Origin of the sequence: Micromonospora sp. LOL_015 (assembly GCF_048060275.1) — a bacterium.
In the GTDB taxonomy this organism is placed as follows: Bacteria; Actinomycetota; Actinomycetes; order Mycobacteriales; family Micromonosporaceae; genus Micromonospora_E.
Genome location: NZ_JBHMIO010000021.1, coordinates 24,942 through 46,296 on the forward strand (window position 1 = coordinate 24,942; position 21,355 = coordinate 46,296).

Consider the following 21,355-nt stretch of genomic DNA (forward strand, 5'->3'; position numbering starts at 1 on the left):
CCCCGATCAGCGGTACTCGGCCTCCCGAACGCTGTTGCCACCGTCGACGACGAGCATCTGGCCGGTGATGTAGGAGGCGGCCGGCGAGCAGAAGAAGGCGATGGCGGCGGCCACCTCGTCTGGGGCGCCGGGACGGCCGATCGGCGTACCCATGCCCTGCTTGAGCTCGGTGACCGTCGACGCGGCCGTGTAGATCGTGCCCGGTGCGACCGCGTTGACGGTCACGCCGTCGGCCACCATCTCCATCGCCAGCGCCCGGGTGAGCCCGACCACGCCGGCCTTCGCGGCCGCGTACCCCGCCTCGGTGGGCAGTGCGTTGACCGGCCCGGCGGTGGCTGCCAGGTTGACGATCCGGCCCCAGCCACGCTCCGACATCCCACCGATGAAGGCCCGGCTGCACAGGAACGCGGTGGTGAGGTTGCGGTCGATCTCCGCCCGCCACTCCTCGAAGGTGAGCTGGGCCACCGGCCGCAGCACCTCCGGGCTGGCCCGACTGGCCAGTCCTGCGTTGTTGACCAGTACCTCCACGTCGCCCAACTGTTCGGACACTGCGTCCGCCAACGCGCCGACCTCGGCCTCGTCGGTCAGGTCCGCGACGAACCCGGTCGCGCCGAGCTCCGCCGCCCGCTCGTGGATCCGCCGCGTGGTGGAGACGATCGCCACCCGGGCACCGAGCTCGCCGAGTCTTCGGGCCGTGGCGTAGCCGATCCCGTCCGAGCTGCCGGCACCGGTCACCAGTGCGACCCGGCCGCCCAGACGAAACGTGCCGAGCTCGGGTGCCGGCCCGGCCGCCCGGTCCGGAGCCGTCCGGTCCGTATCGGTTCCGTCCCGGTCCGGACTGGACGGGACGGCGGTTGACCGCTGATCCGGTCCGGGGCGCGGGGTAGCGACCGGGGACTGGTTTGGGCCGGCGTCCTGTCCAGCGCTGCCGACCACGGCTCGTACGTCAGAAACCATGGGCTGATCCTGCCTGCTGGTGCCGTCGCGGGCAACGACGCTGCCCGTGAGCAGTTCGCCAGTACCGACTACTCTGATCGGGCGAACCCTCCCGCAGAGAGACCACCGCCGATGAGCCAACCCCAGCAGCCGGGCAACTGGAGCGATCCGTCCTGGCCGAGCCACCAGCCGCCGGCCGGCTACCCGGCGCCCGGCCAGCAGCTGGCCGGGTACGGCGTACCCGGCCAGTCGCCGGCCGGCTACCCGGCGCCCGGCTACCCGCCAGCCGGGTACGCCGCGCCGGGCTACCCGTATCCGCCGCCCGCCCCGATGCCGATGAACGGCCGGGCGATCGCCGCGCTGGTCCTCGGCGTCCTCGGCATCGTCGGACTGTGCGGCTACCTGGTGCCCGGATTGATCGGCATCGTCGGCGCGTTGCTCGGGCACTCCGCCCGGCATCAGATCCGCACCGCAACCGAACAGGGTCGTCCGGAGCAGGGCGACGGGATGGCACTGGCCGGGGTGATCACCGGCTGGATCGCCTTCGGTCTCGGGCTGGCCGGGGCGGTTCTCGTCACGATCGCGATCGCAGCCAGCATCAGCCAGAGCTAGCAGCAGCCGGGCCCACAGAAGGAGATCCGGGTGAAGGAGCCAGACGCCGGCGGCCAGATCCGCCCGCCATCACCGCAGTCCCCGTCGGCCGGCGCCGGGCCGGCACCGGCCAGCGGACAACCGCCACTCGGCGAGCTACCGCCGCCGGGCCAGTACCCGCCACCGGGCAATCCGGCCGGCGGATACCAGTACGGCGGGTACCCGTACGGCTACGCCGCGCCGCAACCGACGAACAGCATGGCACTCGCGTCGTTCATCGTGTCGCTGGTCAGCCTGTTCAGCTGCCCGCTACTCGGTGGGGTCGCGGTCTACCTCGGGCGCCGGGCCCGCGACGAGATTCGCCGGACCGGCCAGCAGGGCGACGGGCTCGCCCAGGCCGGCGTGATCATCGGCTGGTGCGGGGTCGGCTTCGGGGTGCTGATGGCACTGTTCATGGTGGTCTACTTCGGATTCATCATCACCATGCTCAACAGCACCACGGCCGGCTTCTGAGCTTGGCGGCCGCGCCGTCGGGCAGCGATCCGGTCAGACAGCGGTCCATCGGCGCACCGCCCGGTCAGACGGCCGCGCCGTCGGGCAGGGCGGTGCGCGGGCGAGGTCCGGGTCAGGCCGGTGGACCGGCCTCCGGCGGCAGCGGCGGCGGCGTGCGGCTGCGGGTCCCACCGAGAACGACCACCGCGACACCGACCAGCAACAGCCCGAGCCCGGGCAACACGGCGGTACGGGGCACCTGGCCCAACCACAGCCAGGCGATCAGCGCGGCACCGGGCACCTCCAGCAGGATGAGCACACTGACGGTGGTCGCGGGGATCTTGTGCAGGGCGTAGCTGAACATCGAATGGCCGAGCAGTTGGGCACCGACCACCAGGCCGAGGACCGCCAACCAGGCCGAGCCGGGGAACCCGGTCAGTTGGATCCCGCCAGCCAGGCAGACCACGAGCAGCACGCCGGCGCAGACCCCGTAACAGATCGTGGTGTACGTGGTGGTGCTGATCGTCTGCCGGGCCTGCTCGCCGAGCGCGGTGTAGCAGGCGGCGAAGACCGCCCCGGCCAGGGCCAGCAGGTCACCGAGGACCGCCTGCGCGTCGAACCCGACGTCGGCCCCGGTGGCGAGCACCGCGCCGAGCACCGCGAGACCGATCCCGCCCCAGGTGATCAGTGGCAGTCGCCGGCCCTGAGCCAGGGCGATCAGGCCCTGCCAGACCGGCTGGGTGGCGACCAGCGCGGTTGCGGTCGCCACCGAGGTGAGCTGTGCGCTCGGCATCCAGGTACCGAAGTGCGCGGCGAGCGCGACACCGGCCAACGCGCTCCAGCCGGCCTGGCTACGGCCGCCCGGTCGGGCCAGCACCCGCAACTCGGGCCTGCGCCGGGCCAGTACGAAGGGCGCGACCGCACCGGTGGCCAGCACGTTGCGCCAGAAGGCGACGGCGAGGGCGGGCGCGGCGGCGAAGGCGATCAGCGGCGCCGAGGTGGACACGGCGAGTACGGCGATCGCGGTGGCACCGGTGGCGAGCAGCTCACCCCGGCCGCCCGGACCGGAGGGGTGGGCACCGGAGGACACGGGGTCTGATCCTCACAGACCACCGACCGGGTCCATGCACCGGGACCGCGTCGACCGGCCACCGCGTCACCTTGCGGACCGGCTCCGGCGCGACACCGCGCCGGGACTACGGCAGGATGGTCGACATGACCGACCCAGCAGAAACCGGCGGGCCCGCCCCACTGGTTGACGAAGCCGGTAAGAAGGCCGCGGTCGCGTGGGTCTCGGTCGACGGCGCGCCCGCCCGCGCCCTGTGGTGCGTGCCGGCCGACGGCTCGTTGCACGTGGTGACCGGTACCGGCGAGCAGTCCGCCGCCGGGCTGGCGGCCGGCGTACCGGCGACGGTGACGCTGCGGGGCGATCACGGCGGCCGGATCGTGTCCTGGCCCGCTGAGGTGACCTTGATCGAGCCGGCCGACCCCGGCTGGGAGTCGATCGCGGCCCAGGTGGCCGCCAAGCGGCTGAACGCCCCGGGCAACCCGGCCGACCTGGTGCGGCGGTGGGCCGACGAGTGCCAGCTGTACCGCCTGGCCCCGGCCGGTCCGCCGGTGGCGGCCGGTGCGTCACTGCCGGACGGATCGCTCGCCGCGCCGCCCCGCCCCAGCACGGTCACCCGGCCGACCCGTCGTCCGTTCCGCCTGCACCGGGTCCGCCGACGCTGAAGCACGCCAGGCCGCGATCCGGACAACCGGGCGGCCCGCGCCGGGTCGACGGTCAGCCGACAAACGGCGGTACGGCGATCTGCCCGCTGGCTATCGGCACCACCTGACCGGCGACGGTCGCGCTCCGCGCCCGGCCGCCCAGCGCGGTCACCGTACAGTCCAACATCGATGGGCGGCCCAGCTCGGCCCCCTGCCGGACGAGATACCGTGACTGCCCGTTGGCCGGCAGCAGACCGCTGCCCACTGCCCAGACGCCGAGGCCGAGGGCGGCGGACCCGGTAGCCGGGTCCTCGGTCACCCCGGCTCCCGGGCAGAAGACCCGGCAGTGCGCCGTCGACCGCTCCGGCTCCCCCGCCGGGGAGCCGGCCATCGTCCAGGTGAGCACGCTGACCATCCCGACGCCGCCCCGGGCCGCAGCCGCCGCGTCCAGCCTGGCCCGGGCCAGAGCATCGGGACGTACGCACAGGTAGTCGAACTCCAGACCGGAGCCGGCCCGGCGGGGTGCCGGACCGGCGTGGTCCTGCGCGGTCAGGCCGACCGCAGCCAGCAGCGGGGCCGGGTCGACCGGTGTCCCGAGAGTCGGCTCGCCGCCGCGCAGTGTGGCGTACCCGTGCTCGGTCAGCTCGACCGGTAGCAACCCGGCGCCGCACTGCTGGGTCACCATCCCGGCTTTCACCAGACCTCGCCGGCCGGCGGTGACCGCCGCACCGATGCTCGGATGCCCGGCGAACGGTAGTTCCTTCTCCGGTGTGAAGATCCTCACCCGGTAGCTGGCGTCCGGGGTGCCGGGCGGTAGGACGAACACCGTCTCGGACAGGTTGAACTCCCGCGCGATCGACTGCATCTGGTCGACGGCCAGCGCATCGGCACCGAACACCACGGCGAGCGGATTCCCGGTGAACGGCCGGTCAGTGAAGACGTCGACGATCTCGTACCCGAGGCTGGACATGGAACAAACCCTACGGCCCGTACGCTGTGGCCGTGACTACGGCGACCAGGGTGTACGTCGCCCGGCTTGCCGGGCTCGCCGTCTTCGACCCCAACGGCGACCAGGTCGGGCGGGTCCGGGACGCGGTGGTACGGCTGCGAACCACCAACCGGCCACCTCAGGTGGTCGGACTGGTAGCGGAAATGCCGATGCGTCGGCGGATCTTCCTTCCGATGGGCCGGGTGACCGCGATCGACCCGGAGTCGGTGCTGCTCAGCACCGGCACTTTGAACCTGCGGCGGTTCGAGAAACGGCCGAACGAGTTGCTGGTGCTGGAGGACCTGCTGGACCGGCGGGTCCGGTTCGATCCCGAGGACCAGCCCGGTTCGGTGGTGGACGTCGCCATGGAGGCGAACCGGGTCGGCGAGTGGTCGTTGACCCGGGTCGCGGTCCGGGAGATCACCGGACGGCTGACCCGACGCGGTCACCTGCACCAGCTCGACTGGCACCGGGTGCGCGGGCTGATCGGGCTGCCGGACACCCAGGGCACGGCCGGGCTGCTCTCCGTACTCGACCAGATGCGCGCGGCGGACCTGGCGAACGCTCTGCAGGATCTGCCGGACAGCCGACGGCAGGAGATCGCCGCGGCGCTGGACGACGAACGGCTCGCCGACGTGCTGGAGGAGCTGCCCGAACACGACCAGGTGTCGATCCTGACCGCCCTGGACCGGGAACGCGCCGCCGACGTGCTGGAGGAGATGGACCCGGACGACGCGGCGGATCTGTTGGCCGAGTTGCCGCCACCGGAGCAGGACGTGCTGCTGGACCTGATGGAGCCGGACGAAGCTGACTCGGTACGCCAGCTGCTGCAGTACCAGGCGGGAACCGCCGGTAGCGTGATGACCTCCGAGCCGGTCATCCTGACCCCGGACGCCACGGTCGCCGAGGCGCTGGCCCGGATCCGGGAGCCGCAGCTGCCGCCGGCGATCGCCGCCCAGGTCTTCGTCGCGCGGGCGCCGATGGCCACCCCGACCGGTAAGTACCTGGGTGTGGTGCACTTCCAGCGGCTGCTGCGGGAGCCGCCGGCGGAGCTGCTCGGCGGAGTGGTGGACAGCGGTATCGACCCGTTGCAGCCGGAGACTCCGCTGTTGGAGATCACCCGCCGGATGGCCACCTACGACCTGGTCGCGATGCCGGTGGTCGATCCGGCGAACCGGCTGGTCGGCGCGGTGACCGTGGACGACGTGCTGGACCACTCGCTGCCGCCGGACTGGCGGGACCGGGACACACCGCTGGAGGGTGGGGACGGGCATGGCTGACCTGCGCCGGAGCACCGGCCGGCTGGACCAGCCCCGCGAACCGGGACGGATCTCGCTGCCCCGCTACGACCCGGAGGCGTTCGGACAGTGGGCCGAGGCGATCGCCCGGTTCATGGGTACCGCCCGGTTCCTCGTCTACATGACCGTGGCGGTGGTCGGCTGGATCGCCTGGAACACCCTCGCCCCGGCGAGTCTGCGCTTCGACCCGTACACCTTCACGTTCCTGACCCTGTTGCTGTCGGTGCAGGCGTCGTACGCGGCGCCGCTGATCCTGCTCGCGCAGAACCGGCAGGCGGACCGGGACCGGCTCTCCCTGGACGAGGACCGGCGGCGGGCCGCGATGCAGAAGGCGGACACCGAGTACCTGGCCCGGGAGATCGCGTCGCTGCGGGTGGCGGTCGGTGAGGTGGCCACCCGGGACTTCCTGCGGTCGGAGCTGAGCCGGCTGGCCGAGGAGCTCGACGAGCAGGCGTACCGCCGGCACCGGCTGGACCGCCGCCCGGTGGAGGGGCCTCAGCCGCCGGACAGCCGACCGGACCTGCCGTCGAAGGGACCGCGGCCGCCCGGACAGTGATCGGCGGTGACCTGCACACGCGACGTAGCATGGCGAGCATGTCCGCACCGACCAGCACCGTCAACGATGCCATCAACGCCGCCCTGGCCACGGTCAACGACCCGGAGATCCGCCGCCCCATCACCGAGCTCGGCATGGTGCGCTCCGCGACGGTCGACGCCGCCGGCCGGGTACGGGTCGAGCTGTTGCTGACGGTCGCCGGCTGCCCGTTGAAGGACAAACTTCGCACCGACATCACCGAGGCGGTGACCCGGGTGCCCGGCGTCACCGGGGTGGACGTCGACTTCGGGGTGATGAGCCCGGAGCAGCGCAAGTCGCTGCAGGAGCAGCTGCGCGGCGGTTCCGCCGGCGCCGAACCGGTCATCCCGTTCGCCCAGCCCGGGTCCCGCACCCGGGTGTACGCGGTGGCCAGCGGCAAGGGTGGGGTCGGCAAGTCCAGCGTGACGGTGAATTTGGCGGCCGCGCTCGCCGCGCGCGGGCTGTCGGTCGGGGTGATCGACGCCGACATCTACGGACATTCGGTGCCCCGGATGCTCGGTGCGGAGGGACGGCCGACCCGGGTCGAGGAAATGATCATGCCGCCGCAGTCGCACGGCGTGAAGGTCATCTCGATCGGCATGTTCACCGCCGGCAACGCGGCGGTGGTCTGGCGTGGGCCGATGCTGCACCGGGCGCTGCAGCAGTTCCTCGCCGACGTTTACTGGGGCGACCTGGACGTGCTGCTGCTGGACCTGCCGCCGGGCACCGGGGACGTGGCGATCTCCCTGGCCCAGCTGCTGCCCAACGCCGAGATCCTGGTGGTGACCACGCCGCAGGCGGCCGCCGCTGAGGTGGCCGAACGGGCCGGCGCCATCGCTCTGCAAACCCACCAGCGGCTGGTCGGCGTGGTCGAGAACATGTCCTGGCTGGAGCTGCCCACCGGAGAGCGGATGGAGATTTTCGGCAGCGGCGGCGGCGGCACTGTCGCCGAGTCGCTGACCCGCACCGTCGGCGCCCAGGTGCCGCTGCTCGGCCAGATTCCGCTGGACACCCGGGTACGGGAGACCGGTGACCGCGGCACCCCGATCGTGCTGGCCGATCCCCCGGCCCCGGCGGCCCGGGCGCTCGACGCGGTCGCCGACCGGCTCGCGGTCCGCCGCGAGTCGCTGCTGGGCAAGCCCTTGGGCCTGCGACCGTCCGCCGGCTGACCGTCAGGTGGCGTCCGGCTGATAACCGTCAGGTGGCGTCGGCGTCCAACGGCTTGGGCGGGACGGCGGCCGGGCTGGTCGGGACAGCTGACCTGCTGGCGCCACCGGTCACCGTCGTCGGCTTCGCGGCGGACTTCAGATCGGCCGCGTCGGCGACCTCACGCAGCTCGTCGCGGACCCCGCTGACGTCGGAACGCAGGTCGTCGTAGACGCCCTGCAACGGCTTGCGCAGCGCGGCCTCGTCCTCCTCGCTGAGCAGGTGCTTGCGGATGAACGCCTTGGGGTGCAGATCCTCGAGCTGGATGTCGGTGCCCAGTTCGCGGCCGAGGTCGGAGGTCGCGTTGCGGGCCATGTTGCGCAGATTGCGCAGCATCCGCAGGCCGTCGGAGATGACCTGCGGTAACCGGTCACCGAAGATCAACAAAGCGAGCAGCAGGAGCAGACCGATCTCCCACCAGTTCAGGTTGTCGAACATGCGCCGGGCCTCCCTGTGCCGCCGTCGAAGGCAAGGGTACGCACGTCAGCAGCCGGTCCGGGAGGGCCGACCGGGTGTTACTTGGCGTCGGCGGCCAGGGTCACCGAGGCCGACCTGGCCTCGCTGCCCCGGCGGTAGTCGACCGTCACGACCGCCCCGGGGGCGTACTTGCGCACCAACGCGATCAGGTCGGTCGCCTGGTCCAGAGGCCGACCGTCGATCCGCAGCACCACGTCGCCGGCCCGCAGGCCGGCGACGTCCGCCGGCCCGCCGTCGACCACCTCACTGAGCCGGACACCGGCACCGGGGGTACGGGCGGCGTCGGTCACCTGAGCACCGAAGATCGTCCGCCGGGCCGTGCCGGTGTCGATGATCTCCTGGGTGATCCGCTTCGCGTGGTTGATCGGGATGGCAAAGGCGAGACCGATGTTGCCGGCCGTCTCCTCGTCGGCGGCCAGCGACTTGATAACCGAGTTGACACCGATCACCCGGCCGGCGGCGTCCACCAGCGGACCGCCCGAGTTGCCCTGGTTCACCGCCGCATCGGTCTGGATCGCCGCGTAGTAACGCACCTGGCCGCCGGGCTCACCGGCCTGGATGGTGCGGTCGAGAGCGCTGACGATCCCCGAGGTGACCGTGTTGGTCAACGCGAGCGGCGAGCCGAAGGCAAGCACCGGATCGCCGACCGCGATCGCCTCGGAGTCGCCGAACTCGACCGGCGTCAGCCCGGTCCGGTCGACCTTGATCACCGCCACGTCCGATTCCGGCTCCTGGCCGACGATCGAGGCTCGCGCGGTCGAGCCGTCGTTGAACAGCACCATCGCCTCCTCGGCCCCCACCCCGACCACGTGGTCGTTGGTGATCACATAGCCGTCGGCGGTGGCGACGAAGCCGGAGCCGACGCTCTGCCCACCCGGCCCGCTCACCTGCACGGTCACCACGCTCGGCAGGACCCGTTGGGCCACCCCGGCCAGCGAGTCGGCCGGCCGCTGCGCCGCCCCGGGCGGATCGGCCGGCGCGCCGCCGAGCACGGTCCCGGCACCGGCCACGCCGCCCCGGACCGCAAAGGCGAACCCCAGGGCACCGCCGAGGCTTCCGGCGAGCAGTGCGGCGATCACCGACACGACCACGTACGGCATGAACCCACGGCGTACCGCCGGCTTCGGTTCGACGACCGGTTCCGGACCATCGCCGGTGCCGGCAGCACCCGGCGGGACGTCGACCACCACTGCAGCCGGCGCGTACGGATCACGCCAGGGATCCCGCAGCGCGTCCGACCACCACGGCGACGGCGGCGCAGAGGGGCCGTACGACGGCGAACCGGCCGGCGGTCGGTGCACCGGTACCGAAGGACCGTACGACGGCGGGTAGGGCGGCGGACCGGCCACCGGTGGGTACGGCGGAGCCGGTGCGGGGCCGTGCAGCCCGGCCCACCCGCCGGCCGGCGGCTGGTGCCCCGGCGGTGTGATCCCGTCGGCCTGGCGCCAGTTTCCGCCGTCGGTCACGGTTGCCTCCCAGTCCATCCACCAGCACGACGGCACCGGTCCGATCGGCGACATCGCTCCGCGTCCAGGATTGCACGGATAATCGAAGAACATTCAGAGGTCGCCGAAGAGCGGGGTGCCCCGGTGCCCGCCCAGCCGGCCGACCAGCGGCGCTCTAGGCTCGTACCGGCAACCGCCGCCCGACCCCCCGCTGGAGGTGCTCCATCCACCCGGTCACCCGACCCCCTGCCTGGACGGTGCCCCAGGCCCTCCAGTTCGTCACCGGGTACGCCGCCGAGGACCTGGTGCTGCGTACCGCCCGTAGCCTGGCCGAGGAGGTCGGGCTGCGCCCGGTCTCGCCGGACGCCGGCGCAACGCTGCGGCTGCTCGCCGCTGCCGGCAATGCACGCGCTGTCGTCGAGATCGGCACCGGGACCGGGGTAAGCGGCGTGTGGCTGCTGCGCGGGATGCGCCCCGACGGGGTACTGACCACGATTGACGTGGAAAACGAGCACCAGCGGATGGCCCGGCGGATCTTCGTCGAGGCCGGCTACCCGACGTCGCGGACCCGGATCATCACCGGCCGGGCGCTCGACGTGCTCCCCCGGCTGGCCGACTCGGTGTACGACATGGTCTTCGTCGACGGCGACAGCGCCGAGTTCGGCGCGATCGTCGACGCGGCGCTGCGGCTGCTGCGCCCCGGCGGCATCCTGGCGGTACACGGCGCGCTTGCCGGTGGCCGGATCGGCGACCCGGCGGCGCGCGACCCCGACACGGTCGCCATCCGCGAACTGGTCAAGTCGATCCGGGAAGCCGAGGAGTGGGTGCCGGCGCTGCTGCCGGCCGGCGACGGGCTGCTGGCGGCGGTACGGCGCTGACCTGCGACCGGCCGTCATGCCGCCGGGTCGAGCGCGGTCAGCCAGCGCACCAACGTCCGGACCCCCCAGCCGGTTGCGCCCCGGGTCAGCTCGGCGTGGTCGTCGTCGGACCAGGCCGGGGCGGACATGTCGTAGTGTGCCCAGCGGTCGCGCAACGGCCCGGTGAACTCGCGCAGGTAGAGCGCGGCCACCACCGAGCCGGCCCCCCGGTCCGGGGCGCTGAACAGGTCGGCGATCTCGCTACCCAGGTACTCGACGTAGTCGGCGTGCAGCGGCATCCGCCACGCCCCCTCGCCGGCCGCTGCCGAGGCGTCGAGCAGTGCTCGGGCCAGGTCGTCGTCCTCGCTGTACAGCGCGGCGGTACGCCGGCCCAGGGCGATGGCGTTCGCGCCGGTGAGGGTGGCCAGGTCGACCAGATAGTCCGGGGTGAACCTGCTGACCGCATAGCTGATCGCGTCGGCCAGCACCAGCCGGCCCTCGGCGTCGGAGTTGGTGGTCTCGCTGGTCCGCCCGCCGTAGTGCCGCACCACGTCACCCGGGCGGAACGCCGCCCCGCTGACCATGTTCTCGGCGAGCGGAACCAGCACGGTCAGCCGGACCGGCAGATCCAGGTCGGCGGCGGCGACGGCGGTGGCCACCACCGCGGCGGCCCCGCCCATGTCCTTGCGCATCAGCTTCATCCCGTCCACCGGCTTGAGCGAGATCCCGCCGGTGTCGAACGTGATGCCCTTGCCGGCGAGCACCACGTGCCGCCCGGCGTGCGGCGGGGACCAGTCGATCTCCACCAGGCGGGGGCCCGCCGCCGAACCGCCGCCGACCGCCAGCAGCGCGCCGAACCCCTCGGCGGCCAGTTCCGCCGGGCCGCGTACCGAGACGGTCAGCCCGGACCGGTCGGCCGTCGCGGCGGCGACCTGCTCGGCGAACCAGGCCGGGTTCTTGACCGAGGACGGCATGTTGGTCAGGTCCCGGGCCAGGCAGGTGGCGGCGGCGGTCGCCCGGGCGTACCGCAACGCCTGTTCGGCCGCCCGGGTGGGCGGATGGGCGAGCAGCACCACGGGCAGCCTGTCGTGCGCCTCGTCGGTGTCTGCGGCCGGTAGGGACCCGCCCGGCGCAGTGAACCGGTAGCCGGCCAGCCAGCAACCTTCGGCGAACCCGCGGATCGCCGCGGGGCCCGCCGGCGGTGGTATGGCGGCCAGGCACGGCCCGGCGACCGGTTGGGCGGCGACCGGCCCGGCGGCGACGGCCCGGCGCAGCAGCCCGCCGACGGCCGCGCCCGCCGCCCGCCAGCCGGCCTCGTCTGCCACGCCGATCCCGACCAGAATCACCTGGTACGGCGAGTGCCGGGGCCGGTGCAGGACTTGCATCTCGCCGGCGCTGCCGTCGTGCCCGGTACGGGTCAGCAACGCGGCGGCCGACTCGGCGAGCTCCGCGCGGTCGCCGTCGAGCGCCAACTGGTCGGGCAGTGGTCCGAGCCGTGCGCCGGCCGACCCGGGGTCCGGCTCGACGGGCAGGACGATGGTGCCGGCGGCGGTGGTCTCCGCCAGCAGACGGATGGCGAACACGCCGGGGTTACCTCCAGGTACGAGATTGGGTGCTGCCCACGGCGTACCGAGTCCGCCGACCCGGCGGGGGCCGGGTCGGCGGACTCGTCAACCGTCGCTATGTCGGCCCGTGGGCCAGCGTCGCCCCCGGGTCCGGCTCGATCAGCCTGCAGCGGCCTTCAGCGCATCACCGAGCGCGTTGGCCTCGTCCGGTGTCATCTCGACGACGAGTCGACCCCCACCCTCCAGCGGAACCCGCATGACGATGCCCCGGCCCTCCTTGGTGACCTCCAGCGGACCGTCGCCCGTCCGCGGCTTCATCGCCGCCATGTTGTCTCCCCTCAGACTTGCCCCAGGGCCGCTGGGGAGCACCCCAGCCACCTCGTAAGTCTCACCGCATCCCACTGCCACGGTGCCGACCAACGATTTTCCCTGATGAACACCGCCGGACCCAAACCGAGGCCACAATGCTGTGACAGCGTCTAGCTTATCTTGTAGCGGGCTGTCACAATGTGCGGTCATGCAGGCACGGTCGGCGCTCTTCGACCTGTTCGGTGACCATCTTCGGCTACGAGGTGGTCGCGCGCCCGTTGCTGCCCTGGTCAAGCTGCTGGCCCCACTCGGGATCGCGCCGCCCGCCGTACGCACCGCCGTCTCCCGGATGGTCCGGCAGGGATGGCTGCAACCGTCTCGGCTGGCCGCTGGCCCGGGCTATCTGCTGACCCCGAAAGCCGCCCGACGGCTGGACGAGGCGGCCGCCCGGATCTACCGCACCGGCAGAATCAGCTGGGACGGCAAGTTCGACCTGCTGGTGCTCGACCCACCCGGCGGTCGGCGGGAGCGGCGACGGCTGGGCGCCAACCTGAGCTACCTCGGCTACGGGATGTTGGACGAGCACACCTGGGTGGCTACCCGGGCCGCCGGCGAGGTCGACGGCATGCTGACCGAGGCCGGCGTACGGTTCGAGCGGTTCACCGCCGCGCACGCCGCCGGCACCGCCGGGGCCGCCGCGCTGGTCCGCCGCGCCTGGGATCTGACCGAGATCGGACAGGCCTACGAGCGGTTCGTCGCCGGGCAGCGACCACAGTTGGCCAAGGTGACCGTACGCAGTGACGACGAGCAGGCGTACGCCGCCCGGTTCCAGTTGGTCCACGCCTGGCGCGGGTTTCTGTTCCGGGATCCGCAACTCCCCCCGGCGCTTTTGCCGGAACGCTGGCCTGGGACGAGCGCGGCGACCTTCTTCGACCGGCACGCCACCCGGCTGCGCCCGGCCGCCGACCGGTACGTCGACAAGTGCCTGGAGCTCGGCCAGCGCGACGGCGGCCCGCGCTGAGCCGCACCGACGCAAACTCCAGCCAGCCTAACGAAAGGGGCGTCCGAGGTGACCGAGGCACTGATCGTCGACCGTCGGGGTGCGGTCGTCACGTTGACCCTGAACCGACCTGACTCGCTCAACTCGCTGAACGTCGAGCTCAAGGAGGCGCTGCGCGACGCGCTGGCCGAGGTGGAGACCGACCCCGGCTGCCGGGCGGTGCTGCTGACCGGCGCCGGACGGGCCTTCTGCGTGGGGCAGGATCTGCGCGAACACGTCGAGACGCTGGAATCCGAGACGGCTGAGCCGCTCGACACCGTACGGGAGCACTACAACCCGATCGCCACCCGGCTGGCCGGGCTGTCCAAGCCGGTGGTCGCCGCGGTCCGCGGCGCGGCGGCCGGTGCCGGCGCCTCACTGGCCATGCTGGCCGATCTGCGGATCGGCGGGCCACGGACCAGCTTCCTGATGGCGTTCGCCAACGTCGGGCTGGCGATGGACACCGGCGCCTCGTGGGCGTTGCCCCGGCTGGTCGGCTACCCGAGGGCGACCGAACTGCTGCTGCTGGCACAGCCGGTGCCGGCCGCCGAGGCGCACCGGATCGGGCTGCTCAACCAACTGGTCGACGACGACGAGCAGATTCTGCCGGTAGCCCACGAACTCGCCGAACGGTTGGCGGCCGGGCCGACCGTCGCGTACGGGGCGATCAAGCGGGCGCTGTCCATCGGCGCTTCCGGTTCGCTGGCCGACGCGCTGGCTGCGGAGACGCAGGCCCAGTCGATCTGTGGTGCCACCACCGACCACCGGCAGGCGACAGCGGCGTTCGTCGCCAAGCAGCGGCCGGTGTTCGACGGGCACTGAAGCCGGCACGGCCTGACCAGGAGCCGCGTGCCCGCTGACCGGGCCACAGCCGTCAGTCGTCCTCCTCCGGGTCCTGGTTGGCCTCGGCACCGAGCACGAACGCCTGCATGGCCAGCTCGTTGCCGCTCGGACAGACGAAGGCCGGCAGTTCGCGGGGGCCGAGCTCACGCACGTACGACCAGAACAGCCGGACCGCCTCCGCCGCCGTCGGTGCCTCGATCGGCAGATCGAGGCTGACCAGCCAGGCACGACGATCACCGGCCGGGGAGAGCCGGCTGGCCAACGACCGGTAGGTGGTCACGTCCACCGGGGTCACCGCCCCGGTCAGCCGCAGGGCGGCCGCCGGCACCGGCTCGTCAAAGGCCCGGCAGGTGTAGTGCACCACCAGCGGTTCGGGCTCGGCCGCCCGGGTCTCCCCGCCCTCGACGCCGCCGCCGGCGCCACCGATCCGGCCGAGCGCGACGACGAACCGGGGGTCACCGTCGGTGACGACCAGCACTGGCGCGCCGTACGGCGGCCGGGGGTCACCGTCGAGGCCGGTCACCTCCAGGGTGTCGTGGTGGAACAGCCGCTCCGCCTCGTAGCGCTGGGCCGGGATGACCACCGCCCAGGCACCGGTGCCGGGCCGGGCCGGGCCGGGCGTCGCGGGCTGATCGTCGAGCTGGCTGGTCTCGCGCATGCTCCTATCTCATCACGACGCGGGGCGGCGGATCACCGGACCACGACCGGACCGCCGGGCCGCGTCGACGGCGGCACGTGGCAGCCAGCGACATGGTCGTCGACCATCCCTGTCGCCTGCATCAACGCGTACGCGGTGGTGGGTCCGACAAACCGGAGGCCGTGTCGTTTGAGCGACCGGGCCAGCACGGTCGACTCGGCGGTGACCGCTGGCACCTGGTCCATCGAGGCGAGCCGGGCGGACCGGGGCGGCGGGGCGTGTCGCCAGAGCAGCTCGGACAGATCGGTGGGCAGGTCGAGCACGGCCCGCGCGTTCGACACGGCGGCCTCGATCTTGGCCCGGTTGCGGACGATGCCGGCGTCGGCGAGCAGCCGCTCGACGTCGGCCGGGCCGTACCCGGCGACCTTTTCGATCCGGAAACCGTCGAAGGCAGCCCTGAACGCCTCCCGCTTGCGCAGGATCGTCAGCCAGGACAGACCGGACTGAAATGCCTCCAGGGTCAGTCGTTCGTACAGCGCGTCGTCGTCGCGGACCGGTCGACCCCACTCCTGGTCGTGATACCGGCGGTAGTCCGCCGAGCCGGCGCTCCAGCCGCACCGGGCCAGGCCGTCCGCCCCGACGCTCAGCCCGGTCACGGCAGTGCCCCGGTCTCGACCAGCCGGCCGAACTTCTTCAACGCCTGGGTCAGGCTCACCTTGGATCCGGGCCAGAGCAACGGCCAGGCCATTCGGCCCGCGGCGCCGCCGGGCAGGTGGAACCACTCGTGCCAGACGACCTGGGTGCGGTCGTGGTCCATCTGGGTACAGCGCAGCACCCCCGGGCCACGCAGCAGGGTGCCGCAGTGCACCACCCGGACCTCGTAGGGAGCGTCGACCCGGACGACCCGCATCTCGTCGCGCAACGCCACCGGGCCGACCGCGGTGACCGCCGCGATCAGGCTGCCCTCGCCGCCGTCGCCCGAGACGACCTTCACGTCGGTGAAGGGAATCCACTCGGACTGCCGCTCCCAGGCGGTGAAGGCGGCGAAGACCCGTTCGGCCGGGGCCCGGATGATGACCGTCGCGGTCACCTCTCCGGCTCCGGGGGTGCCGGCGGCAGCCTCGTTCGGACCACTCACCTGGCAGCACCGTCCGCCGGGCGGACCTCCGGCCCGGCGGCTGCGTCGGCCGTGGGCGACAGGGCGGACTCCGACCCCTCGGCAGGCCCGGACTCCGACCCGTCGGCAGGCCCGGACTCCGACCCGTCGGCAGGCCCGGACTCGGTCGCGGACGTACCGGCCACCGGGTTCCCCGCCAGGTCGGCGGCCGGCACGAGGGCCGCGTCCCGGGCCCGCCGCAACTGGTCGGCGTCCTCGGTACGCCCCTCCCGCAGCGCGGTTACCTCGGCCTGCAGCACCTCGATCAACTCGTCCTTGTACCCGATGTCGTACGCCGCCCGGCGCAGTGCCTGGTCGACCTGCGCCATCCGGTACCCGCGCAGCGCGGTGTCGAACCGGACCTGACTGACGTCGTGCTCCAGCAACGGCCGGGTGCCGGGCAGCGGGACCGCCCGCCCGTCCGGCTCGACCGGGACCAGCCCCGGATCGTTGCCGGTGACGAGCACGGTGACCCCGAAGACGACTGCGGCGACGGTCAACGCGGCGACCAGAACGAGGAGAAACTGATCCATGACCGAATCGTGGCATGCCGGCGCGGCGAGGGCGACCCCCTGCGGCGCGTCGTCGGTCGGCGGCGGGCTCTCCCGCCCCGGTGACCGCCGCTTGCGGCGACCGCCGGCAGTCGGCGTACCGCAGCCGGCTAGCCTCCTGGCAGGCGGGACGGGATCGGAGGCACGGATGGGGCGTACGCTGCGGCTCGGCCGACGGTCCCTGGCACCCGGGGACCTCGCGGTGATGGCGATCGTCAACCGTACGCCCGATTCGTTCTTCGACCGCGGCGCGACCTTCGCCGCGGACGCCGCGCTGCACGCGGTCGCCGCCGCGGTCGACGCCGGTGCGGACATCGTCGACATCGGCGGGGTGAAGGCCGGGCCCGGGACCGCCGTCGACGTGGCCGAGGAGATCGACCGTACGGTCGGCACGATCGCGGCGGTCCGGGCTGCCTTCCCGGACCTGGTCATCTCGATCGACACCTGGCGGGCCGAGGTGGCCAGTGAGGCGGTCGCGGCCGGCGCCGACCTGCTCAACGACACCTGGGCCGGTGCCGACCCCCGGCTCGCCGAGGTCGCGGCGGCGACCGGGGCGGGGCTGATCTGCTCGCACACCGGTGGGACCACGCCGCGCACCCGACCGCACCGGGCCGCGTTCAACGACGTGGTGGCCGACGTGGTAGGCACCGTGACCGGCCTTGCCGAGCGCGCGGTCGGTCTCGGGGTACGACCGGACGGCATCCTGATCGACCCGGCGCATGACTTCGGCAAGAACACCCGGCACTCGCTGGAGGTCACCCGGCGGCTCGCCGAACTGGTCGACACCGGCTGGCCGGTCCTGGTCGCCCTCTCGAACAAGGATTTCATCGGCGAGACCCTGGATCTGCCGGTCGACCAGCGGCTGGAGGGCACCCTGGCGGCGACGGCGGTCTCCGCCTGGTTGGGTGCCCGGGTGTTCCGGGCGCACCAGGTGGCGGCGACCCGGCGAGCGCTGGACATGGTGGCGTCGATCCGGGGCGACCGCCCGCCGGCGGTGTCCCGCCGGGCGTTGGCCTGACCGGGTTCGGGTACGGGTGCAGGTCAGGTCGCGGTCAGGTCCAGCGGAGCACGTTCTTGCGCCAGGCGTAGAGGATGCCCAGCGCCAGGACCGCCACGAAGACGCCCATCTCAGCGACGGTGACCGGGCCGAACCCCGGCCGGTCGAAGATCACCGCCCAGGGGAAGAGGAAGACCGCCTCCACCGCGAAGAGCACGTACAGAAACGCGTACACGTAGTAGCGGATCTGCGCCTGGGCCCAGTCGCCGCCCACCGGGTCGAGGCCGCACTCGTAGCTGGCCCGTTTGCCGACCGGGTCGGCCGGCTGCCCCGGCCGCAGCAACCGGTTGGCGCCGTAGCCGACGGTGAAGAAGGCGACGCCGACCAGCAGCAACAGCCCCAACGTCGCGTACGAGCCGAGGTAGCCCTGCATGTCCGACAGCCTACCGTCCGACAGCCGACCGTCCGGTCGTCCGGTCGTCCGGGCCGGCTCGGACGACCGGCGGAGACCGGCGTCACCGCCCCGCGACCGTTGGGTGATTCCAGTCCCACCGGGCGGACCCGAGCCGGGTATCCGACCCGATCCGACGTAGGCTTCCCTCAGAGTGTCACCATGGTTAGGACGCCCTTACCGGGACACCCATCGTGGCACCGGGCAACGACAGCGCCACGGCCGGCAACAGCCGCAGGACGCCGGCAACCGCCCCAGCACAGCCGGCGATCCACGCCGCCGGCAGGAATCGAGGAGGTCAGCTCACGTGACCAAGCAGGTCCGTCAACTGGATCGGGTGGTCATCCGTTTCGCTGGCGACTCCGGTGACGGCATGCAGCTGACCGGCGACCGGTTCACCTCGGAGACCGCGCAGCTCGGCAACGACATCTCCACGTTGCCGAACTTCCCGGCCGAGATCCGGGCCCCCGCCGGCACCCTGCCCGGGGTGTCCAGCTTCCAGGTGCATTTCGCCGACTACGACATCCTCACTCCCGGTGACTCGCCGAACGTCCTGGTCGCCATGAACCCGGCGGCGCTGAAGGCGAACCTCGGCGACCTGCCGCGCGGCGCGGACATCATCGTCAACACCGACGAGTTCACCCGGCGCAACCTCGCCAAGGTCGGATACGCCGCCAGCCCGCTGGAGGACGGCTCGCTCGACGGGTACGCCGTACATCCGGTGGCGCTGACCTCGATGACCATCGGCGCGCTCGCCGAGTTGTCCGTTTCGAAGAAGGACGCCGAACGGGCAAAGAACATGTTCGCGCTGGGTCTGCTCTCGTGGATGTACTCCCGGCCGTACGAGTCCACCATCCGGTTCCTGGAGCGCAAGTTCGCCAAGCGTCCGGACCTGGTAGCAGCGAACATCGCCGCGTTCAAGGCCGGCTGGAACTTCGGCGAGACCACCGAGGACTTCTCGGTACGCTATGAGGTCAACCCGGCCCGGATGCGCCCGGGCACGTACCGCAACATCACCGGCAACGCGGCGCTGTCGCTGGGGCTGGTGGCCGCCGGGGTCCGGGCCAAGCTGCCGATCTTCCTCGGCGCCTACCCGATCACACCGGCCTCGGACATCCTGCACGAGTTGAGCAAGCACAAGCGGTTCGGTGTGGTCACCATGCAGGCCGAGGACGAGATCGCCGCGGTCGGCGCGGCGCTCGGCGCGGCGTACGGCGGCGCCCTCGGCGTCACCACCACCTCCGGGCCCGGCGTGGCGCTCAAGGGCGAGACCATCTCGCTCGCCGTCGCGTTGGAGCTGCCGCTGGTGATCGTCGATGTGCAGCGGGCCGGGCCGTCTACCGGCATGCCGACCAAGACCGAGCAGGCCGACCTGAACATGGCGCTGTTCGGCCGGCACGGCGAGGCACCGGTCGCGGTGATCGCGCCGCGGTCGCCGTCGGACTGCTTCCACGCCGCCATCGAGGCGGCCCGGATCGCACTCACCTACCGCACCCCGGTGCTGCTGCTGTCCGACAACTACGTGGCCAACGGTTCCGAGCCGTGGCTGCTGCCCGAGGTCGACTCCCTGCCCGACCTGCGGGTCGAGTTCGCCACCGAGGCCAACGACGACGACGGCAAGACCTTCCTGCCGTACCTGCGCGACCCGCAGACGCTGGCCCGGCCGTGGGCGATCCCCGGCACCCCCGGCCTGGAGCACCGCATCGGCGGTCTGGAGAAGGCCGACCGCACCGGCGACATCTCCTACGACCCGGCGAATCACGACTTCATGGTGCGGACCAGGCAGGCCCGCATCGACGCGATCCCGGTGCCGGACGTCGAGGTGGAGGACCCGAACGGCGACGCCCGAACGCTGGTGCTCGGCTGGGGGTCGACGTACGGGCCGATCGGTGCCGCTTGCCGGGCGTTGCGCCAGCGTGGCCTGTCGGTCGCCCAGGCGCATCTGCGGCACCTGGCACCGCTGCCGGCCAACCTCGGCGAGGTGCTGCGCAACTACGACCGGGTAGTGATTCCGGAGATGAACCTCGGTCAACTGGCCCACGTGATCCGGGCCCGTTACCTGGTCGACGCGATCGGTTACAACCAGGTCCGTGGCCTGCCGTTCACCGCCACGGAGCTGGAAACCATGCTGGAAGAGGTCGTGAAGAATGTCTGAGCCCGCCCGCAACGGACGCCCCGGCGGTACGCCGGTGGCGGTCAAGCTCACCGCTAAGGACTTCAAGTCCGACCAGGAGGTGCGCTGGTGCCCCGGGTGCGGTGACTACGCGATCCTCGCCGCGGTGCAGTCATTCATGCCGGAGCTGAACATGCCCCGGGAGCGGATCGTCTTTGTCTCCGGCATCGGCTGCTCGTCGCGCTTCCCGTACTACATGAACACGTACGGCATGCACTCCATCCACGGCCGGGCGCCGGCGATCGCCACCGGCCTGTCGGTGTCCCGCCCGGACCTGTCGGTCTGGGTGGTGACCGGGGACGGTGACGCGTTGTCGATCGGCGGCAACCACCTGATCCACGCGCTGCGCCGCAACGTCAACCTCAAGATCCTGCTGTTCAACAACCGGATCTACGGGCTGACCAAGGGGCAGTACTCGCCGACGTCGGAGCTGGGCAAGATCACCAAGTCGACGCCGGTCGGCTCGGCCGACTCGCCGTTCAACCCGCTGTCGCTCGCCCTTGGCGCCGAGGCGACGTTCGTCGCTCGGACCATCGACTCCGACCGTAAGCATCTGCAGTCGGTGCTGCGTGCCGCCGCCGAGCACCAGGGTTCGGCGTTTGTGGAGATCTACCAGAACTGCAACATCTTCAACGACGGCGCGTTCGAGCAGTTGAAGGAGCCGGCGACCCGGGACGACTACCTGATCCGGCTGGAGCACGGCAAGCCGATCACGTTCGGGGCCGACGGGCAGTTCTGCGTGGTCCACCCGCCCGGCGGTTTCGGGCTGGAGGTCCGCGAGACCGCGTCGGTGCCGGCCGAGCAGATCGTGGTGCACGACGCCACGATCGCCGAGCCCGCCTACGCGTTCGCGCTGTCCCGGCTGCCCGCCGCCGATCTGCGCAACACGCCCATCGGGGTGTTCCGCAGCGTGTCCCGGCCCAGCTACGACAGCTTGATCCAGACCCAGGTCGAGCAGGCCCGGGCGGCGGCCGAGGGCACCCCGGAGGAGCAGTTTGCCGGGCTGCTGCGCAGCGGCGACACCTGGTCGATCAACTGACCGGCGCCGGTCGGCTCGGCG

At 72.3% G+C, this 21,355-nt stretch carries 24 protein-coding genes; 12 read left to right on the top strand and 12 right to left on the bottom strand.

The features are described 5' to 3' along the window. Nucleotides 1–6: 6 nt before the first annotated feature. Nucleotides 7–957 carry an SDR family NAD(P)-dependent oxidoreductase gene (locus tag ACFHWU_RS17690; protein ID WP_416591081.1) on the bottom strand — a complete coding sequence of 317 codons (951 nt, stop codon included), beginning with the start codon at nt 955–957 and terminating at the stop codon, nt 7–9. A gap of 111 nt (nt 958–1,068) precedes the next feature. Between ACFHWU_RS17690 and ACFHWU_RS17695 the strand changes: the two genes are divergently transcribed. Both ACFHWU_RS17695 and ACFHWU_RS17700 read left to right on the top strand, forming a co-directional pair. Next, nucleotides 1,069–1,548: a DUF4190 domain-containing protein gene (locus tag ACFHWU_RS17695; protein WP_416556221.1), complete on the top strand. Its 480-nt coding sequence runs from the start codon at nt 1,069–1,071 to the stop codon at nt 1,546–1,548. Between the two features lie 30 nt (nt 1,549–1,578). Further along, on the top strand, nt 1,579–2,040 hold the full coding sequence (locus ACFHWU_RS17700; protein WP_416556222.1) for a DUF4190 domain-containing protein: 462 nt from the start codon (nt 1,579–1,581) through the stop codon (nt 2,038–2,040). A gap of 112 nt (nt 2,041–2,152) precedes the next feature. Here the strand turns inward: ACFHWU_RS17700 and ACFHWU_RS17705 are convergent, their stop codons facing one another. After that, complete coding sequence (locus ACFHWU_RS17705) at nt 2,153–3,109, bottom strand: DMT family transporter (RefSeq protein ID WP_416556223.1); 957 nt, start codon at nt 3,107–3,109, stop codon at nt 2,153–2,155. Between the two features lie 125 nt (nt 3,110–3,234). Here ACFHWU_RS17705 and ACFHWU_RS17710 point away from each other — a divergent pair, with 125 nt between their 5' ends. After that, nucleotides 3,235–3,750 (top strand): hypothetical protein, encoded by a 516-nt coding sequence (locus ACFHWU_RS17710; RefSeq protein ID WP_416556224.1) that lies wholly within the window; start codon nt 3,235–3,237, stop codon nt 3,748–3,750. A 52-nt stretch (nt 3,751–3,802) separates the two neighbouring features. Here ACFHWU_RS17710 and ACFHWU_RS17715 read toward each other — a convergent pair whose 3' ends face one another. Next, complete coding sequence (locus ACFHWU_RS17715) at nt 3,803–4,699, bottom strand: PhzF family phenazine biosynthesis protein (RefSeq protein ID WP_416556225.1); 897 nt, start codon at nt 4,697–4,699, stop codon at nt 3,803–3,805. Nucleotides 4,700–4,731: 32 nt separating this feature from the next. Between ACFHWU_RS17715 and ACFHWU_RS17720 the strand changes: the two genes are divergently transcribed. The 3 genes from ACFHWU_RS17720 to ACFHWU_RS17730 are packed head-to-tail and all read left to right on the top strand — an operon-like array spanning nt 4,732 to nt 7,758. Beyond that, nucleotides 4,732–5,997 carry a magnesium transporter MgtE N-terminal domain-containing protein gene (locus tag ACFHWU_RS17720; protein ID WP_278171595.1) on the top strand — a complete coding sequence of 422 codons (1,266 nt, stop codon included), beginning with the start codon at nt 4,732–4,734 and terminating at the stop codon, nt 5,995–5,997. Then, nucleotides 5,990–6,571 carry a DUF1003 domain-containing protein gene (locus tag ACFHWU_RS17725; protein ID WP_416591082.1) on the top strand — a complete coding sequence of 194 codons (582 nt, stop codon included), beginning with the start codon at nt 5,990–5,992 and terminating at the stop codon, nt 6,569–6,571. The genes ACFHWU_RS17720 and ACFHWU_RS17725 overlap by 8 nt, the downstream gene beginning before the upstream one ends. A 38-nt stretch (nt 6,572–6,609) precedes the next feature. Further along, on the top strand, nt 6,610–7,758 hold the full coding sequence (locus ACFHWU_RS17730) for a P-loop NTPase (protein ID WP_416556227.1): 1,149 nt from the start codon (nt 6,610–6,612) through the stop codon (nt 7,756–7,758). 28 nt (nt 7,759–7,786) lie between these two features. Here ACFHWU_RS17730 and ACFHWU_RS17735 read toward each other — a convergent pair whose 3' ends face one another. Together ACFHWU_RS17735 and ACFHWU_RS17740 are read right to left on the bottom strand one after the other, a co-directional pair. Further along, nucleotides 7,787–8,233 carry a preprotein translocase subunit TatB gene (locus tag ACFHWU_RS17735; protein ID WP_416591083.1) on the bottom strand — a complete coding sequence of 149 codons (447 nt, stop codon included), beginning with the start codon at nt 8,231–8,233 and terminating at the stop codon, nt 7,787–7,789. A gap of 77 nt (nt 8,234–8,310) precedes the next feature. Beyond that, a complete protein-coding gene (locus ACFHWU_RS17740; RefSeq protein WP_416591084.1) occupies nt 8,311–9,738 on the bottom strand; it encodes a S1C family serine protease in 1,428 nt (475 codons plus the stop codon). Between the two features lie 236 nt (nt 9,739–9,974). Here ACFHWU_RS17740 and ACFHWU_RS17745 point away from each other — a divergent pair, with 236 nt between their 5' ends. Further along, the gene (locus ACFHWU_RS17745) at nt 9,975–10,595 is read left to right on the top strand and encodes an O-methyltransferase (RefSeq protein ID WP_416556230.1); all 621 of its coding nucleotides are present in this window, start codon (nt 9,975–9,977) and stop codon (nt 10,593–10,595) included. A gap of 14 nt (nt 10,596–10,609) precedes the next feature. Here ACFHWU_RS17745 and ACFHWU_RS17750 read toward each other — a convergent pair whose 3' ends face one another. Both ACFHWU_RS17750 and ACFHWU_RS17755 read right to left on the bottom strand, forming a co-directional pair. Then, on the bottom strand, nt 10,610–12,058 hold the full coding sequence (locus tag ACFHWU_RS17750; RefSeq protein WP_416591098.1) for a leucyl aminopeptidase family protein: 1,449 nt from the start codon (nt 12,056–12,058) through the stop codon (nt 10,610–10,612). A gap of 240 nt (nt 12,059–12,298) precedes the next feature. After that, nucleotides 12,299–12,466: a DUF3117 domain-containing protein gene (locus tag ACFHWU_RS17755; RefSeq protein ID WP_007455245.1), complete on the bottom strand. Its 168-nt coding sequence runs from the start codon at nt 12,464–12,466 to the stop codon at nt 12,299–12,301. Nucleotides 12,467–12,656: 190 nt separating this feature from the next. On the opposite strand from ACFHWU_RS17755, the gene ACFHWU_RS17760 reads away from it, so the two are divergent. Together ACFHWU_RS17760 and ACFHWU_RS17765 are read left to right on the top strand one after the other, a co-directional pair. Then, on the top strand, nt 12,657–13,469 hold the full coding sequence (locus tag ACFHWU_RS17760) for a PaaX family transcriptional regulator C-terminal domain-containing protein (protein WP_416556231.1): 813 nt from the start codon (nt 12,657–12,659) through the stop codon (nt 13,467–13,469). A gap of 48 nt (nt 13,470–13,517) precedes the next feature. Further along, entirely contained in the window at nt 13,518–14,309 is a 792-nt protein-coding gene (locus ACFHWU_RS17765; RefSeq protein ID WP_416556232.1) for an enoyl-CoA hydratase-related protein, read from the top strand. Nucleotides 14,310–14,361: 52 nt separating this feature from the next. Here ACFHWU_RS17765 and ACFHWU_RS17770 read toward each other — a convergent pair whose 3' ends face one another. From ACFHWU_RS17770 to ACFHWU_RS17785, 4 genes are read right to left on the bottom strand one after another with little or no spacing between them, the layout of a single operon-like run. Beyond that, entirely contained in the window at nt 14,362–14,988 is a 627-nt protein-coding gene (locus ACFHWU_RS17770) for a hypothetical protein (RefSeq protein WP_416556233.1), read from the bottom strand. 32 nt (nt 14,989–15,020) lie between these two features. Beyond that, nucleotides 15,021–15,623 (bottom strand): DNA-3-methyladenine glycosylase I, encoded by a 603-nt coding sequence (locus ACFHWU_RS17775; RefSeq protein WP_416556234.1) that lies wholly within the window; start codon nt 15,621–15,623, stop codon nt 15,021–15,023. Beyond that, complete coding sequence (locus ACFHWU_RS17780) at nt 15,620–16,105, bottom strand: SRPBCC family protein (protein ID WP_416556235.1); 486 nt, start codon at nt 16,103–16,105, stop codon at nt 15,620–15,622. Before ACFHWU_RS17780 ends, ACFHWU_RS17775 begins: the two co-directional genes overlap by 4 nt. Then, a complete protein-coding gene (locus ACFHWU_RS17785) occupies nt 16,102–16,656 on the bottom strand; it encodes a DivIVA domain-containing protein (RefSeq protein WP_416591085.1) in 555 nt (184 codons plus the stop codon). The genes ACFHWU_RS17780 and ACFHWU_RS17785 overlap by 4 nt, the downstream gene beginning before the upstream one ends. A gap of 166 nt (nt 16,657–16,822) precedes the next feature. Between ACFHWU_RS17785 and folP the strand changes: the two genes are divergently transcribed. After that, on the top strand, nt 16,823–17,692 hold the full coding sequence (gene folP / locus ACFHWU_RS17790) for a dihydropteroate synthase (RefSeq protein ID WP_416591086.1): 870 nt from the start codon (nt 16,823–16,825) through the stop codon (nt 17,690–17,692). Nucleotides 17,693–17,726: 34 nt separating this feature from the next. Here the strand turns inward: folP and ACFHWU_RS17795 are convergent, their stop codons facing one another. Next, entirely contained in the window at nt 17,727–18,104 is a 378-nt protein-coding gene (locus ACFHWU_RS17795) for an NADH-quinone oxidoreductase subunit A (RefSeq protein WP_278171611.1), read from the bottom strand. A gap of 325 nt (nt 18,105–18,429) precedes the next feature. Here ACFHWU_RS17795 and ACFHWU_RS17800 point away from each other — a divergent pair, with 325 nt between their 5' ends. Together ACFHWU_RS17800 and ACFHWU_RS17805 are read left to right on the top strand one after the other, a co-directional pair. After that, nucleotides 18,430–20,277: a 2-oxoacid:acceptor oxidoreductase subunit alpha gene (locus ACFHWU_RS17800; RefSeq protein WP_416556238.1), complete on the top strand. Its 1,848-nt coding sequence runs from the start codon at nt 18,430–18,432 to the stop codon at nt 20,275–20,277. Next, nucleotides 20,270–21,334, top strand: a complete 1,065-nt coding sequence (locus tag ACFHWU_RS17805) for a 2-oxoacid:ferredoxin oxidoreductase subunit beta (RefSeq protein ID WP_416556239.1) — start codon at nt 20,270–20,272, stop codon at nt 21,332–21,334. The genes ACFHWU_RS17800 and ACFHWU_RS17805 overlap by 8 nt, the downstream gene beginning before the upstream one ends. Nucleotides 21,335–21,355 lie beyond the last annotated feature (21 nt).